Annotated in this window: 10 protein-coding genes and 3 rRNA genes; 10 read left to right on the forward strand and 3 right to left on the reverse strand. The window is 65.8% G+C overall.

The annotated features are described in order from the left end of the window. Positions 1-247: 247 nt before the first annotated feature. Positions 248-1,012, reverse strand: coding sequence for a TetR/AcrR family transcriptional regulator (locus tag OHA81_RS17085; protein WP_329196936.1), 765 nt, complete (start codon positions 1,010-1,012; stop codon positions 248-250). Positions 1,013-1,354: 342 nt separating this feature from the next. Between OHA81_RS17085 and OHA81_RS17090 the strand changes: the two genes are divergently transcribed. Both OHA81_RS17090 and OHA81_RS17095 read left to right on the forward strand, forming a co-directional pair. Next, on the forward strand, positions 1,355-2,782 hold the full coding sequence (locus tag OHA81_RS17090) for an NAD(P)/FAD-dependent oxidoreductase (RefSeq protein WP_329196937.1): 1,428 nt from the start codon (positions 1,355-1,357) through the stop codon (positions 2,780-2,782). Positions 2,783-2,938: 156 nt separating this feature from the next. Further along, complete coding sequence (locus OHA81_RS17095; RefSeq protein WP_329202339.1) at positions 2,939-4,669, forward strand: ATP-binding SpoIIE family protein phosphatase; 1,731 nt, start codon at positions 2,939-2,941, stop codon at positions 4,667-4,669. A 107-nt stretch (positions 4,670-4,776) separates the two neighbouring features. Here the strand turns inward: OHA81_RS17095 and OHA81_RS17100 are convergent, their stop codons facing one another. Next, the gene (locus OHA81_RS17100) at positions 4,777-6,078 is read right to left on the reverse strand and encodes an MFS transporter (protein ID WP_329202341.1); all 1,302 of its coding nucleotides are present in this window, start codon (positions 6,076-6,078) and stop codon (positions 4,777-4,779) included. Positions 6,079-6,202: 124 nt separating this feature from the next. On the opposite strand from OHA81_RS17100, the gene OHA81_RS17105 reads away from it, so the two are divergent. From OHA81_RS17105 to OHA81_RS17135, 7 genes are all read left to right on the forward strand, one after another. Then, positions 6,203-6,736, forward strand: a complete 534-nt coding sequence (locus OHA81_RS17105) for a MarR family winged helix-turn-helix transcriptional regulator (RefSeq protein WP_329196939.1) — start codon at positions 6,203-6,205, stop codon at positions 6,734-6,736. A gap of 544 nt (positions 6,737-7,280) precedes the next feature. Further along, a 16S ribosomal RNA gene (locus OHA81_RS17110) occupies positions 7,281-8,805 on the forward strand. 285 nt (positions 8,806-9,090) lie between these two features. After that, a 23S ribosomal RNA gene (locus tag OHA81_RS17115) occupies positions 9,091-12,213 on the forward strand. Positions 12,214-12,286: 73 nt separating this feature from the next. Further along, positions 12,287-12,403: ribosomal RNA gene (rrf, locus tag OHA81_RS17120) — 5S ribosomal RNA — on the forward strand. The 16S, 23S and 5S rRNA genes sit together here, the layout of an rRNA operon. Before the next feature lie 155 nt (positions 12,404-12,558). After that, positions 12,559-12,915, forward strand: coding sequence for a hypothetical protein (locus tag OHA81_RS17125; protein ID WP_329196942.1), 357 nt, complete (start codon positions 12,559-12,561; stop codon positions 12,913-12,915). Next, positions 12,912-13,202 (forward strand): hypothetical protein, encoded by a 291-nt coding sequence (locus tag OHA81_RS17130; protein ID WP_329196944.1) that lies wholly within the window; start codon positions 12,912-12,914, stop codon positions 13,200-13,202. The genes OHA81_RS17125 and OHA81_RS17130 overlap by 4 nt, the downstream gene beginning before the upstream one ends. 66 nt (positions 13,203-13,268) lie before the next feature. Beyond that, a complete protein-coding gene (locus OHA81_RS17135) occupies positions 13,269-13,778 on the forward strand; it encodes an NUDIX hydrolase (protein WP_329196946.1) in 510 nt (169 codons plus the stop codon). Here the strand turns inward: OHA81_RS17135 and OHA81_RS17140 are convergent. Beyond that, on the reverse strand, positions 13,765-14,316 hold the full coding sequence (locus tag OHA81_RS17140; RefSeq protein WP_329196948.1) for a YceI family protein: 552 nt from the start codon (positions 14,314-14,316) through the stop codon (positions 13,765-13,767). The genes OHA81_RS17135 and OHA81_RS17140 overlap by 14 nt on opposite strands. Before the next feature lie 337 nt (positions 14,317-14,653). On the opposite strand from OHA81_RS17140, the gene OHA81_RS17145 reads away from it, so the two are divergent. Beyond that, complete coding sequence (locus tag OHA81_RS17145) at positions 14,654-15,916, forward strand: MFS transporter (RefSeq protein WP_329196950.1); 1,263 nt, start codon at positions 14,654-14,656, stop codon at positions 15,914-15,916. Positions 15,917-16,134 lie beyond the last annotated feature (218 nt).

Below are 16,134 nucleotides of genomic sequence, written 5' to 3' on the forward strand. Positions count from 1 at the left end.
TCAACCGGTACACCGATTCAGCGTGGCACACGGCGGGTACACCCCCGGGCCGCTGCGCGCACCATCCACTCATCCGGGGACGATCCGGCGAATCACCGTACGGTGCCCCACCCGTTCGAGTGGCTGACGTTCGAGTGACCGGCGCCCGCGGAGCCGACGTCAGGCGACCGACGTCAGGGCGACCGGCGACCGAGTGACCGGCGTCGGGGCGACCGGCGTCAGAGTGACGGGCCGCCCGGCCGCCCGCTCACGCGGTCCGCGAGCGCAGCCCCTCCAGCAGGATGTCGAGCAGCCGCGAGGAAGCGGCGGCCTGGTGCGCCGGGTCCGGCAGCGCCGGAGCGGCGGTGGCTATCACCAGCAGCACATCGGCCACCGTGACATCGGCGCGCAGCTCACCCGCCTCCCGGGCGCGGTCCACGAGCCGGCCCACGACCTCCAGCAGCGCGCCCGCCCCGGAGTCCTCGGACGGCTCGTCCTGAGCGGTGCGCGAACCGACGACACGCAGGTCCGGGCCGCCGGTCCCGACGGCCTGGCGCTGGTGCGGGACGCGGGCGGTCTCCGCCTCCTCGACCCCGTCCTCCTCGGCCGAGCCGACCCGTAGCACCTGCGGCGGCAGCAGCCGCCCCGCCCCCGAGGCCACCGAGGTGCGCAGGAAGCGGGAGAGGGCCTGCCACGGCTCCTCCTCCTGTCCCAGCGCGGCCTTCGCCTGGTCGGTCAGCCGGGCGGTCTCCTCCTCGGCTATCCGCCGGACCAGTACGTCCTTGCTCGGGAAACGCCGGTACACGGTGCCGACACCGACCCGCGCCCGTCGCGCCACGTCTTCCATCGGCGCCCCGTAGCCCAGCTCGCCGAACACCTCGCGCGCCGCGCGAAGGACGTGTTCGAGGTTGCGCTGGGCGTCGACGCGCAGGGGCGTGGAACGGCCCACACCGTGCGTCGTCGCGCCGGTCATCACGCGGCCGCCGTCGGTCGACAGAGCGGTCGCAGAACCATGGAAATCGGACATGTTCATATGTTTCCCCCGGTGATCATTTGTCTCCCCCCGGAGACACTCCCCGCCTTCGTGCCGAGGGTGGGCCACGGTCAGTGGGCCCCGGTCCTGCTCCTCGACGAGATACGAACATAGTTGAGCCAGAGTCAATTCAGAAGAGGCAGCCCCCCATGGAGCGCCGCCCGATCGGAGCATTCACCCCCACTTTTCCGCCAGAAGCCTCCGGAATCACCCCCTCCGTACCGCCTGACCTGCGGCGCTTCACCCGGATCCGGAGGCCTCAACAGCCCCGCCCCACCCCTCCCCCCAGTCACACAATTTGCAGAGCCTGTGGACAAACTCCCAGCCACGTTGCGTCATGGGATGGTGAAGGCTGCTAACTCCCCGGGCACGGCACCCGGCACCCCGCCCCGCACGCGCATCCTCGTCGTCGGCGGCGGCTACGTCGGCATGTACACGGCCCTCCGGCTCCAGCGGAAGCTCAGACCGGGCGAGGCCGAGGTCACGGTGGTCACCCCGGACCCCTACATGACGTACCAGCCCTTCCTCCCCGAAGCGGCGGCCGGCGCCATCTCCCCCCGCCACGTCGTCGTCCCGCTGCGCCGCGTCCTGGACAAGTGCCGCATCGTCATCGGCGAGGCCGAGCACATCGACCACGCCAAGCGCACCGCGACCGTGTCGACCCTCGCCACCGCCGACGAGGGAACCGGCCCCCTGCAGATCGAGTACGACGAACTCGTCCTCGCGCCCGGCTCCATCTCCCGCACGCTCCCCATCCCGGGGCTCGCCGACTACGGCATCGGCTTCAAGAGCGTCGAAGAAGCCATCGGCCTGCGCAACCACGTCATCGAACAGATGGACATCGCCTCCTCCACCCGCGATCCCGCGATCCGCGACGCCGCCCTCACCTTCCTCTTCGTCGGCGGCGGCTACGCAGGCGTCGAGGCCCTCGGCGAACTGGAGGACATGGCCCGCTACGCGGCCCGGTACTACCACAACATCAAGCCCGAGGACATGAAGTGGGTGCTGGTCGAGGCCAGCGACCGGATCCTCCCCGAAGTCGGCACCGAGATGGGCGTCTACACGGTCCGTGAACTGCGCAGACGCAACATCGACGTCCGCCTCGAAACCCGCCTCGAATCCTGCGAGGACCGCGTCGCCGTCCTCAGCGACGGTTCCCGCTTCCCCACCCGCACCGTCGTGTGGACCGCCGGTGTCAAACCGCACCCGATCCTCGCCGCCACCGACCTCCCCAAGAACGAACGCGGCCGCCTCGCCTGCACCGCCTTCCTCACCGTCGAAGGCGTCGAGAACGCCTGGGCCGCCGGCGACGCGGCCGCCGTCCCCGACATCACCGCCGGCGAGCACAGCCGCGACTGCGCCCCCAACGCACAGCACGCGGTCCGCCAGGCCAGGGCCCTCGCGGACAACCTCACCGCCGCACTGCGCGGCGAAGTCCTGACCGAGTACGCACACAAGTACGTCGGCTCCGTCGCCTCCCTCGGCCTCCACAAAGGCGTCGCGTTCGTATACGGCCGCAAGCTCAAGGGATACCCCGCCTGGTTCATGCACCGCGCCTACCACCTCAGCCGCGTCCCCACCTTCAACCGCAAGATGCGCGTCCTCGCCGAATGGACCCTCTCCGGCCTGTTCAAACGCGAGATCGTCTCCCTCGGCTCCCTGGAACACCCCCGCGCGGAATTCGAACTCGCCGCAGGTGGCACCCCCAAGGGCCGGCACGCGCCCCCGCCCGGCCCCGCCGCCAACCCCCCGAAGGACAAAGGGGACTGACGCTGTCAGTGCGCTCGGCCACACTGGACGTGTGACCATAGGTGGGCTCACACCTGCACAGAGTGACACCGTCCAACGCTCGACCCTGGGGGCAGCCCCCGGCCGTTGCCGGGGCAGACACAGCGACCACTTGCGACACCACGAGGCTTGAACGCAGTGAACTTCACGCGCTGGAGCGCACGGTTCCCCGGAACGCAGCGCCGCGCCGCCGCCCGGACCGAACACGCCGCCGCCCAGGCCAAACGGGGTGAGGGCTCCGTCCCGGCGGCCCGCGGCGCGGCCGCCCACTCCCCTGCGCCCCCGGACGGAGCCCCCGCCGAACCCACCGTCCGCGGTACCGGAACCGCCCCCCTCACCGCCGTGCCGTCCCTCGACGAACTCTCCGCGCGGGAAGTCCTCGGCCTGCTCCCCGCCCTCGTCGCGCTGGTCCACGGCCCCGAACACCGCGTCGCCTACGTCAACGACGCCTACACCACCGGCTTCGGCGCCCGCACCACCGGCGCCCCCGCCCACGTCGCCCTCCCCGAACTCGGCGAGCTCGGCCTGCTCCCGCTCCTCGACCAGGTCCAGCGCAGCGGCAAGCCCCGTACCGCCAAGAACCGCTCCGCGCCGGGCGGCGCCAGCTCGTACACCGTCACCTGCACCCCCGTCGCCTTCCCCAAAGCCGGCCCCGACGGCGAAACCGACCCCCACCACACCGGTGTCCTGGTCCACCTCGCCGACGTCACCGACCACGCCGAAGCCGCCGAACGCCTGCGCGCCAGCGAACGACGCCAGCGCGAGGCCGCCGTCACCCTCCAGCGCTCCCTCCTCCCCCAGGAACTGGAACAGCCCGACGACCTGCGCATCGCCGCCACCTACCAGCCCGGCGGCACCGAAGCCGCCGTCGGCGGCGACTGGTACGACGTCATCACCCTCGGCGCCGGCCGCACCGCCCTCGTCATCGGCGACGTCATGGGCCGCGGCGTCCGCGCCGCAGCCGTCATGGGCCAGCTGCGCACCGCCGTCCGCGCCTACGCCCGCCTCGACCTGCCGCCCCACGAGGTGCTCCAGCTCCTCGACGGCCTCGCCGCCGAGATCGACGCCAGCCAGATCGCCACCTGCGTCTACGCCGTCCACGACCCCAACGAAGGCCTGCTCGCCTACGCCTCCGCCGGCCACCTCCCCCTCCTGGTCCGCGACGAGGACGGCACCGTACGCCGCGCCGCCGACCCCACCGGCCCGCCGCTCGGCACCGGCGGCTGGCTGCACACCTCCGGCACCATCGCGCTCGGCCCCGGCTCCACCGCCGTCCTCTACACCGACGGCCTCGTCGAACGCCGCGGCGAGGACATCGACGAGGGCGTCGCCGCCCTCGAACGCGCCCTCTCCGGCGCCCAGGGCACCCCGGCCGTCATCTGCGACCGCCTGATGCGCGCCCTCGGCGTCGACGCCGACCACGACGACGACGTCGCCGTCATGGTCCTCCAGCAGCCCGCCCGCACCGGCGCGGACGCCGAGCTCTTCCACAACGCCGCCCTCGAACTGCTCGGCGGAGTCGAGGCGGCCCCCCGCGCCCGCGCCTTCGCCCAGGGCGTCCTGGCCTCCTGGCGCTTCCCCGTCGAGCTGTGCGACCTCGGGGTCCTGGCCGCCAGCGAACTCGTGGCCAACTCCCTCCAGCACGGAACCCCACCCATGCGCCTGCGGCTGCGCCGCACCGACCGCCGCCTGATCGTCGAGGTCACCGACGGCGACGACCACCTCCCGCGCCGCCGCCGCGCCGAACCGGGCGACGAGACCGGCCGCGGCATCTCCATCGTCGCCACGATCGCCTCCAGCTGGGGCACCCGCCGCACCCCCGGCGGCGGCAAGGCCGTCTGGTGCGAATTCGCCCTGCCGGACAAATAGCCGGCCATCAGCCGGCCATCAGCCGACCGCACAGAACGAAAAGGGCCCGGTCCCCCACGGACCGGGCCCTTCCCCTACTTCTCCACGTCTACCTCTACGACCACGTCCTACGCAGTCACGCGCTCGGACACCTGCACGGCGACCGGCACGGCGACCGGATCGACGACCGGCCCGGCCGGCACCGCGACCTTGGCCAGCGACGGGTTGTCCTGCACCGGAGTCAGCTGCGTGCCGATCCGCAGCGCCAGCCACGCGATCCCGAGCGAGACGGCGATGAAAACCCCGATGTACAGCATCGGCACGCCCGCACCCAGCGGTACACCCAGCGGCCCGAGCGCCAACGCCATCTGCTTGACCAGCGCGAACGCCGAGTTGTACTGACCCACGGAACCCTCCGGCGCCAGATCCGCCACCAGCGGCGCCAGCGTCGGCGACAGCATGGCCTCACCGATGCCGAAGAGCGCGTACGTCGCGACGAACGCACCGGCTGCCATCAGCGCACTGCCGTGCCCCAGCCCCGAGAACCCGGCGATGACCCAGGCCCCGGTCCAGATCACACCGACCAGCGCGATGACCCGGGAACGGCGGCGCTTCTCGACCAGCTTGAGCACCACGAACTGCGCGACGACGATCGCCCCCGTGTTGGCGGCGAGCGCGAAGCCCAGGGTCGACGGGGAGATACCGGCGGCCTCGGTCCCGAAGGCGGCGAGCCCGGACTCGAACTGCCCGTAACAGGCGAAGAAGATCACGAAGCCCAGCACCAGCAGCTTGACCATGGCCCTGTGCCGCAGCATCCGCTTCCAGCCGCCCCCGGCCCCCGGGTCCTTCGGCACGGCGTCCTTGATGCTCGGCGCGTGCGGCATCCGCACGGTGGCGATCACGCCCGCCAGCACCAGGAACATCACGGCCTCGATGCCGAAGAGCAGGGTGAAGCTGTCCGGGTGGCCGACATCCACGATCTGGCCACCGATGAGACCGCCGATGCCCAGCCCCAGGTTCTGCATGAAGAACTGGAGGGCGAAGGCCCGCGTCCGGGTGGACGGGGTCGAGCACCACACGATCATCGTGGCCAGCGCGGGCTGCATCACGGCCTGCCCGGCGCCGAGCGCCAGGGCCGACAGCAGGATCGGCACGACCCCGGTGGACAGCCCCAGCGACAGCGCACCGGCGGACGCGGCCACCGCCGCCCCCATCACGACCGGGACCGGCCCTCGCTGGTCGATGACGCGACCGGTGAAGGGCAGCGCGATCAGAGCACCCAGAGCAAAGGCCACGAACGCGCTCGTGGCGGCCATGGAGCCCAGACCTCGCACCTGCGCCACATAGATGTAGAGGAACGGAACCGTGAAGCCGATGCCGAACGCGATCAACGCGTTGCCGGCCTGGATCCGCCGCATCGCAGCGCCCATCACCTTGGTCACTTCTCACCTGCCTCGATAACTGAAGCCTCAAGACTTCATGCCTAAAGTTCGATGCTTAACTCTACACATCGAAGGAGTTAGACGCCAACGGCCTCGTGCGATACTTCGGGGCATGGGTGAAACCGACGGCACGACCCCCGTCCACGAGCCGAGCCTCGACGAGCAGATCGCCGTCTACCAGCGCGAGTTCCAGGACCTCGACCCCCAGGTCGAGAAGGTGGTCTCGGCACTGAGCCGGCTGAACCGCCGCATGAACGTCGCGTACGGACGCCAGACCGCGGCCCTGGGCATCAGCAACGCGGAGTGGGAGGTCCTCAAGGCCCTCGTCATCTCCGGAGCCCCGTACCGGATGGGCCCGAGCGAGCTCGCGAAGCAGCTGGGACTGACCCCGGCGGCGATGACGCACCGGATCGACCGCATGACGGCGGAGAGACTCGTCACCCGGGAGCGGGACGAGTCGAACCGCGTCCGCGTGATCGTGGAGCTGACGGACGAGGGCCGCAGCAAGTGGCTCGACGCGATGCGGGCGGCCACGGTCTTCGAAGAGGACTTGCTCCAGGACCTCTCGACGGCCGAACGCGGCGTGTTGGGCGACATGCTCACCCGCCTGTTGGACCGCGTGGAGGACCTCCAAGCCAGGGGTTGACACGCCCCCCACGGATCCGTAAGGTTCTTCGAGTTGTCCCTGGACCGGAAGGTTCGGCGACAGCACATCCCGCCGCCTCGTTGCGGCATCCAACTCAGCACGATCACCCACTGGGAACGATTTCGGCATGCCCGAAATGAATTCCCGAAGGCCGATTATGAATCGCCGGGGAAATCCACTAGAGTTTGGGGAGTCGGAAGGGCCCAACAGCCCGGAAGACAAACCCCGCTGACTGGGGGTCAGGCCCGAAAGGATCTGATAGAGTCGGAAACGCAAGAACAAAGAAGAACAAAGGAAGCGCCCGGAGGAAAACCCGCGAGGGTGAGTACGAAGGAAGCGTCCGTTCCTTGAGAACTCAACAGCGTGCCAAAAATCAACGCCAGAAGTTGATACCCCGTCCACTCCGGTGGATGAGGTTCCTTTGAAAAAGTCCTGCCTTTCGGGGCAGGCAATGAACACAGCGAGGACGTTGTGGTCAGCCGGTCTTATTCCGACCTTGGCTGACCCGCTCTAAGTGTGTGTTTCACCCGATTACGGGTAAACATTCATGGAGAGTTTGATCCTGGCTCAGGACGAACGCTGGCGGCGTGCTTAACACATGCAAGTCGAACGATGAAGCCTTTCGGGGTGGATTAGTGGCGAACGGGTGAGTAACACGTGGGCAATCTGCCCTTCACTCTGGGACAAGCCCTGGAAACGGGGTCTAATACCGGATAATACTCCTGCCTGCATGGGCGGGGGTTGAAAGCTCCGGCGGTGAAGGATGAGCCCGCGGCCTATCAGCTTGTTGGTGGGGTAATGGCCCACCAAGGCGACGACGGGTAGCCGGCCTGAGAGGGCGACCGGCCACACTGGGACTGAGACACGGCCCAGACTCCTACGGGAGGCAGCAGTGGGGAATATTGCACAATGGGCGAAAGCCTGATGCAGCGACGCCGCGTGAGGGATGACGGCCTTCGGGTTGTAAACCTCTTTCAGCAGGGAAGAAGCGAAAGTGACGGTACCTGCAGAAGAAGCGCCGGCTAACTACGTGCCAGCAGCCGCGGTAATACGTAGGGCGCAAGCGTTGTCCGGAATTATTGGGCGTAAAGAGCTCGTAGGCGGCTTGTCACGTCGGATGTGAAAGCCCGAGGCTTAACCTCGGGTCTGCATTCGATACGGGCTAGCTAGAGTGTGGTAGGGGAGATCGGAATTCCTGGTGTAGCGGTGAAATGCGCAGATATCAGGAGGAACACCGGTGGCGAAGGCGGATCTCTGGGCCATTACTGACGCTGAGGAGCGAAAGCGTGGGGAGCGAACAGGATTAGATACCCTGGTAGTCCACGCCGTAAACGTTGGGAACTAGGTGTTGGCGACATTCCACGTCGTCGGTGCCGCAGCTAACGCATTAAGTTCCCCGCCTGGGGAGTACGGCCGCAAGGCTAAAACTCAAAGGAATTGACGGGGGCCCGCACAAGCGGCGGAGCATGTGGCTTAATTCGACGCAACGCGAAGAACCTTACCAAGGCTTGACATATACCGGAAAGCATTAGAGATAGTGCCCCCCTTGTGGTCGGTATACAGGTGGTGCATGGCTGTCGTCAGCTCGTGTCGTGAGATGTTGGGTTAAGTCCCGCAACGAGCGCAACCCTTGTCCTGTGTTGCCAGCATGCCCTTCGGGGTGATGGGGACTCACAGGAGACCGCCGGGGTCAACTCGGAGGAAGGTGGGGACGACGTCAAGTCATCATGCCCCTTATGTCTTGGGCTGCACACGTGCTACAATGGCCGGTACAATGAGCTGCGATACCGTGAGGTGGAGCGAATCTCAAAAAGCCGGTCTCAGTTCGGATTGGGGTCTGCAACTCGACCCCATGAAGTCGGAGTCGCTAGTAATCGCAGATCAGCATTGCTGCGGTGAATACGTTCCCGGGCCTTGTACACACCGCCCGTCACGTCACGAAAGTCGGTAACACCCGAAGCCGGTGGCCCAACCCGTAAGGGAGGGAGCTGTCGAAGGTGGGACTGGCGATTGGGACGAAGTCGTAACAAGGTAGCCGTACCGGAAGGTGCGGCTGGATCACCTCCTTTCTAAGGAGCACAGTACCGATTGCAGGCAAATGTTCTGCACGGTCAGCTCATGGGTGGAACGTTGATTAGTTGGCACGGTCATGGAAGGCCCTCACGAGTACTGCTTCGGCGTGGAAAGTGTGCGGATCTCAAATGATCGTGCTTGGCACGTTGTTGGGTGTCTGAGGGTACGGCCGTATGGCTGTCCTTCTGCGATGCCGGCCCCAGTGAACTTGTGCTTTCGAGTGCAGGGTGATGGGTGGCTGGTCGTTGCTTGAGAACTACACAGTGGACGCGAGCATCTGTGGCCAAGTTTTTAAGGGCGCACGGTGGATGCCTTGGCACCAGGAACCGATGAAGGACGTGAGAGGCCGCGATAGGCCCCGGGGAGCTGCCAACTGAGCTTTGATCCGGGGGTGTCCGAATGGGGAAACCCGGCAGTCGTCATGGGCTGTCACCCACTGCTGAACACATAGGCAGTGTGGAGGGAACGAGGGGAAGTGAAACATCTCAGTACCCTCAGGAAGAGAAAACAACCGTGATTCCGGGAGTAGTGGCGAGCGAAACCGGATGAGGCCAAACCGTATGCGTGTGATACCCGGCAGGGGTTGCGCATGCGGGGTTGTGGGAATGAGCTTGATCGGTCTGCCGGCCGGTCGGCGAGTCAGAAACCGTTGATGTAGTCGAAGGACATGCGAAAGGTCCGGCGTAGAGGGTAAGACCCCCGTAGACGAAACATCAGCGGCTTGCTTGCTCATCTCCCAAGTAGCACGGGGCCCGAGAAATCCCGTGTGAATCTGGCGGGACCACCCGCTAAGCCTAAATATTCCCTGGTGACCGATAGCGGATAGTACCGTGAGGGAATGGTGAAAAGTACCGCGGGAGCGGAGTGAAATAGTACCTGAAACCGTGTGCCTACAAGCCGTGGGAGCGTCGCTCATTGGGTTTACCCAATGGGTCGTGACTGCGTGCCTTTTGAAGAATGAGCCTGCGAGTTAGCGGTGTGTAGCGAGGTTAACCCGTGTGGGGAAGCCGTAGCGAAAGCGAGTCCGAATAGGGCGATTGAGTTGCACGCTCTAGACCCGAAGCGGAGTGATCTAGCCATGGGCAGGTTGAAGCGGAGGTAAGACTTCGTGGAGGACCGAACCCACCAGGGTTGAAAACCTGGGGGATGACCTGTGGTTAGGGGTGAAAGGCCAATCAAACTCCGTGATAGCTGGTTCTCCCCGAAATGCATTTAGGTGCAGCGTCGTGTGTTTCTTGCCGGAGGTAGAGCACTGGATAGGCGATGGGCCCTACCGGGTTACTGACCTTAGCCAAACTCCGAATGCCGGTAAGTGAGAGCACGGCAGTGAGACTGTGGGGGATAAGCTCCATGGTCGAGAGGGAAACAGCCCAGAGCATCGACTAAGGCCCCTAAGCGTACGCTAAGTGGGAAAGGATGTGGAGTCGCAGAGACAACCAGGAGGTTGGCTTAGAAGCAGCCACCCTTGAAAGAGTGCGTAATAGCTCACTGGTCAAGTGATTCCGCGCCGACAATGTAGCGGGGCTCAAGCGTACCGCCGAAGTCGTGTCATTGCAGCAATAGGGCCAACGCCCGCTGTGATGGGTAGGGGAGCGTCGTGTGCCGGGTGAAGCAGCAGCGGAAGCTAGTTGTGGACGGTTCACGAGTGAGAATGCAGGCATGAGTAGCGATACACACGTGAGAAACGTGTGCGCCGATTGACTAAGGGTTCCTGGGTCAAGCTGATCTGCCCAGGGTAAGTCGGGACCTAAGGCGAGGCCGACAGGCGTAGTCGATGGACAACCGGTTGATATTCCGGTACCCGCTTTGAAACGCCCAATATCGAATCAGGCGATGCTAAGTCCGTGAAGCCGTTCCGGACCCTTCGGGGAAAGGAAAGTGGTGGAGCCGACGAACCAGACTTGTAGTAGGTAAGCGATGGGGTGACGCAGGAAGGTAGTCCAGCCCGGGCGGTGGTTGTCCCGGGGTAAGGGTGTAGGCCGAGGGGTAGGCAAATCCGTCCCTCATTAAGGCTGAGACCTGATGCCGAGCCGATTGTGGTGAAGTGGATGATCCTATGCTGTCGAGAAAAGCCTCTAGCGAGTTTCATGGCGGCCCGTACCCTAAACCGACTCAGGTGGTCAGGTAGAGAATACCGAGGCGTTCGGGTGAACTATGGTTAAGGAACTCGGCAAAATGCCCCCGTAACTTCGGGAGAAGGGGGGCCATCACTGGTGAAGGAACTTGCTTCCTGAGCTGGGGGTGGCCGCAGAGACCAGCGAGAAGCGACTGTTTACTAAAAACACAGGTCCGTGCGAAGCCGTAAGGCGATGTATACGGACTGACGCCTGCCCGGTGCTGGAACGTTAAGGGGACCGGTTAGTGCGCTTTCGGGCGTGCGAAGCTGAGAACTTAAGCGCCAGTAAACGGCGGTGGTAACTATAACCATCCTAAGGTAGCGAAATTCCTTGTCGGGTAAGTTCCGACCTGCACGAATGGCGTAACGACTTCTCGACTGTCTCAACCATAGGCCCGGTGAAATTGCACTACGAGTAAAGATGCTCGTTTCGCGCAGCAGGACGGAAAGACCCCGGGACCTTTACTACAGTTTGATATTGGTGTTCGGTTCGGCTTGTGTAGGATAGGTGGGAGACTTTGAAGCCGTGACGCCAGTCATGGTGGAGTCGCCGTTGAAATACCACTCTGGTCGTGCTGGATGTCTAACCTCGGTCCGTGATCCGGATCAGGGACAGTGTCTGATGGGTAGTTTAACTGGGGCGGTTGCCTCCCAAAGAGTAACGGAGGCGCCCAAAGGTTCCCTCAGCCTGGTTGGCAATCAGGTGTTGAGTGTAAGTGCACAAGGGAGCTTGACTGTGAGACCGACGGGTCGAGCAGGGACGAAAGTCGGGACTAGTGATCCGGCGGTGGCTTGTGGAAGCGCCGTCGCTCAACGGATAAAAGGTACCCCGGGGATAACAGGCTGATCTTCCCCAAGAGTCCATATCGACGGGATGGTTTGGCACCTCGATGTCGGCTCGTCGCATCCTGGGGCTGGAGTCGGTCCCAAGGGTTGGGCTGTTCGCCCATTAAAGCGGTACGCGAGCTGGGTTTAGAACGTCGTGAGACAGTTCGGTCCCTATCCGCTGTGCGCGTAGGAATATTGAGAAGGGCTGTCCCTAGTACGAGAGGACCGGGACGGACGAACCTCTGGTGTGCCAGTTGTCCTGCCAAGGGCATGGCTGGTTGGCTACGTTCGGGAGGGATAACCGCTGAAAGCATCTAAGCGGGAAGCCTGCTTCAAGATGAGTATTCCCACCTCCTTGAGAGGGTAAGGCTCCCAGTAGACGACTGGGTTGATAGGCCAGATGTGGAAGCCCGGTAACGGGTGGAGCTGACTGGTACTAATAGGCCGAGGGCTTGTCCTCAGTTGCTCGCGTCCACTGTGTTAGTTCTGAAGTAACGACCGTGTTGTCATCCGGTTGGTCAACTTCATAGTGTTTCGGTGGTCATAGCGTTAGGGAAACGCCCGGTTACATTCCGAACCCGGAAGCTAAGCCTTTCAGCGCCGATGGTACTGCAGGGGGGACCCTGTGGGAGAGTAGGACGCCGCCGAACAATCATTGCGGGAAGCCCCGCACCAGCCCTTCGGGGCCGGTGCGGGGCTTTTCTGCGTTTACCGGAGTTCGCCCGAGTTCCCCGGACGTACGGGGCCGAAACCGCTCGGCCGTGGGTCGGGCTGGGTATCCTGGCCGCGTTCCCCTGGAGGGCAGATGACAGCACAGCAGCTGGATGCCGGCGGTCCGCTCATTCCCCAGCCGGCCATGACGCGCGAAGCGCTGCGGGATGCCGTGCGGCGGATCGACATGGCGAGCCTCCCCGTGCTCGACAAGGAATGCAACGAGGCGTTCGACCGGGCCGCGGAGACCGGCGGGATCAACCCGCTGCGGTTCTTCCTGATCAAGTGGGCCACACACGTGGCGATCCATCGATGGCCGGCGCGGTCCGCGGCGCTCCTGGAGGCGGAACGCGTCGCCGGTGATCCGCGAGCGACGGAACAGGAGTTCCGGACCGCCATGGAGACGAGCAGCCGCATCCTCGCCGAGGCCCAGGCGGAGATCGGTCAGTGACCTCGCGCGGCGAGGGCGTCGAGAACGACGGCGGCTGGGCGTGGGAGTGCGATCCCGGCCGGGTGTGGGTGCTCGGCGACATGCCGGCGGAGCAGTTGAGCCTCGTCGAGGCCGTCATGGACGGCCTGGTCGACCTGGCCTCCCTGGCCATCGACCCCAAGGACGGCAGCCTCTACGAGGACCCCCACCCGATGCGGCTGCGTACGTACGAGGACGAGCACCTGCTGCTCTGGTACCAGACCGTCCCGCACCGCAGCCGCGTGTACCTCAAACGGGTCAACCTGTAGCACCCGTCCGACGGGAACACCCGGCCTACCCTGTCGACCGTGCCCGGACACAAACGGTCGTTCAGCGTGGAACACGACGTCGAGCTACCCCTCGGCGTACCTGGGGAGGTCTGGACCGTAGGGGCCGTCATCCTCAATCACAGCGGCAAAGCCTTCGCCCAAAGGCGAAGTCCCCATCGCCGGCTCTTCCCCCATACCTGGGACATCGTGGGAGGTCACGTCGAGGACGGCGAGACCCTGCTGGAGGCTCTGGCGCGGGAGATCGAGGAAGAGACCGGTTGGCGCCTTCGCCACGTGCGGCGTTTCCTCGGTACCAGCACCTGGACCGGAGACGACGGCGCCGGAGTCCGTCACGAAGCCGACTATCTCGTCGAGGTCGAGGGCGACCTGGACCATCCCAGGCTGGAATGGTCCAAGCACTCCGCCTACGGGTGGTTCGGCCCCGACAACCTTGAACCGCTCAAGGAGAACCGCCTGCCCGGAGAGTTCCTGGTCCATGATCTCATCGCCCGAGCCCTGCAAGGTCGCCCGCACAAGCCCCTAGCCGGGTTCCGCAGGGCTGTTACCCCTGCTTGATCGCGGAGATGTCGAACTCCAGGACGACCTTGTCGCCGACCAGGACACCGCCGCCTTCCAAGGCCGCGTTCCAGGTCACCCCGAACTCCTGACGGGAGATGGTCACCGATCCCTCCAGGCCGACGCGGAGGTTGCCGTAGGGATCGACGGCATGGCCGGTGTACTCGAAGTCGATGGTGACCGGGCGGGTGGTGTCCTTGATGGTCAGGTCGCCGGTGACGCGGTATTCGTTGTCGGAGCGCGGCTCGACCGAGGTGCTGCGGAACGTGATCTCGGGGTAGTTGGGAGCGTCCAGGAAGTCGTTGGTGCGCAGGTGCTGGTCGCGCTGTTCGACGCCGGTGTCGATGCTCTCGACCTTCACCGCCACCTGGCCACTGGAGCGGGCCGGATCGGTGCCGTCCAGGTGAGCGGTGCCCTCGAACTGGTGGAATGCTCCGCGGACCTTCGTCACCATGGCGTGGCGGGCGACAAAGCCGATTCGGGTGTGGGCCGGGTCGAGGACGTAGTCCCCGGTGAGCTCTGCGATGCCGGTGGTCATGGTGAGGGTGCCTCCGAAAGCCCGGGATCTCCGGGCGCGGTATGCCCGGATTGTTCCGGACCCACGCTAGGGCGCAACCGGTACCGGTCCGCGTCGGACGCACGGGGCGACGGCAGAGTGCACTCAGACCAGCGACCCGGGACGTCACGCCGGTACGACGAACCAGCCGTCCAGTGCGCCCGTCCGGCCTAGCGGGTCGAGCGGGTCGAGCGGGTCGCTGTCGTCCGCGGACGACCGGTACGACTGCTGGGGCCGCCCGGTCGGCCGGCGTGTGCAGCGACGGGGTGCGGTGCAGTGCCATGATGGCCAACTGCGTGAGGCGACGGGGGTGTGGGGCATGGGGGCCGGGCGGGCTTTGGGGCGGCAGTTCGGGTGGTTGTGGGCGGCGTACGCGGTCAGCACCCTCGGGACGTGGCTCGCGTTCGACGCGTTTCCCCTGATCGCGGTCCTCGTTCTGCACGCCGGGACGACCCAGGTGTCGGTGCTGGCGGCCGCGGGACTGGCGGTCGGTGCGGTGGTGGCGGTGCCGCTCGGCCCGTGGGTGGAGTTCCGGCGGAAGCGGCCGGTGATGGTCGCGATGGACCTGGTCCGGTTCGCGGCGTTGATGAGTGTCCCCGCGGCGTTCGCGCTCGGTTGGCTGAGCTTCGCCCAGCTCCTGGTCGTGTCGATCCTCGTCGGGGCGGCCGACATCGCCTTCACCGCGGCCGGCGGCGCATGCTTGAAATCGCTCGTGGGGCCGGAGGACCTGCTCGTTGCCAACGGGCGGTTCGAGTCGACGAACTGGACCGCCTCCGTGCTCGGTCCGCCCCTCGGTGGTGCCGCGATCGGGTTGCTCGGTCCGGTGATGACCGTGACGGCCAACGCGGTGAGCTACCTGCTCTCGGCGGTGGGGATCCGCGCGATCGGCGGCCAGGAGCCGCCGCCCAGGCAGACCGCGGTACCACCGCGGTTGCGCGTCGGCGACCTGCTCGACGGGTGGCGGTACATCCTGCGCGACTCCGCGCTGCGGCCGCTGTTCGCCAACACCATCCTGGTCAGCGGCCTGATCATGGCGACCCAGCCGCTGCTCGCCGTCCTCATGCTCGGACGCCTCGGGTTCGCACCCTGGCAGTACGGTCTGGCCTTCGCCGTGCCCTGCATCGGCGGTCTGATCGGCTCACGCCTCGCCCCGCGGCTCGTCGCCCGGTACGGGCGCCACAGGGTCATGTTCACGACCGGGGTGCTGAGGGCGTGCTGGCTGCTCGGGCTGGTCTTCATCGGCCCCGGCACGGCCGGGCTGGTGCTCGTCATGGTCGTCGAGTTCGGGCTGATCACCTGCATGGGAGTGTTCAACCCGGTGTTCGCCACCTTCCGGCTCGAGCGGACCCCGGCAGGCCGGGTCGCCCGCACCCTGTCCGCGTGGTCCGTCTCCAGCAAGGCCACGATCGCCGCACTGACCGCTCTCTGGGGGCTGCTGGCCGGGCTCACCAGCCCGCGCCTCGCGATCGCGCTCGCCGGACTCCTCATCATGACGACCCCCTTCCTGCTGCCCCGGCAGGACCGGACGCCCCGGGCCGAGGAGGAGCCGAGCCGTTTTGACGGTGTGGCGGGGGAGCTGTAGAGTAGAACGGTTGCCTGGAGCTGAACGGCTCGGCACACGCCCCCGAGGACGCAATTCCGACCGGGGCACCTCGACTCCTCAATCGGGATTCAGAAGCCGGGAAATCCGGTGGAAAAGTTCTGATAGAGTCGGTCTCGCCGGAAAGGGAAACGCGAAAGCGAATTCCTGGAAGGAACCCGCTTCGACCGGGAATCGGACACGAAAGAGTCTGATAGAGT

The organism is Streptomyces sp. NBC_00667 (genome assembly GCF_036226825.1).
Taxonomy (GTDB): Bacteria; Actinomycetota; Actinomycetes; order Streptomycetales; family Streptomycetaceae; genus Streptomyces.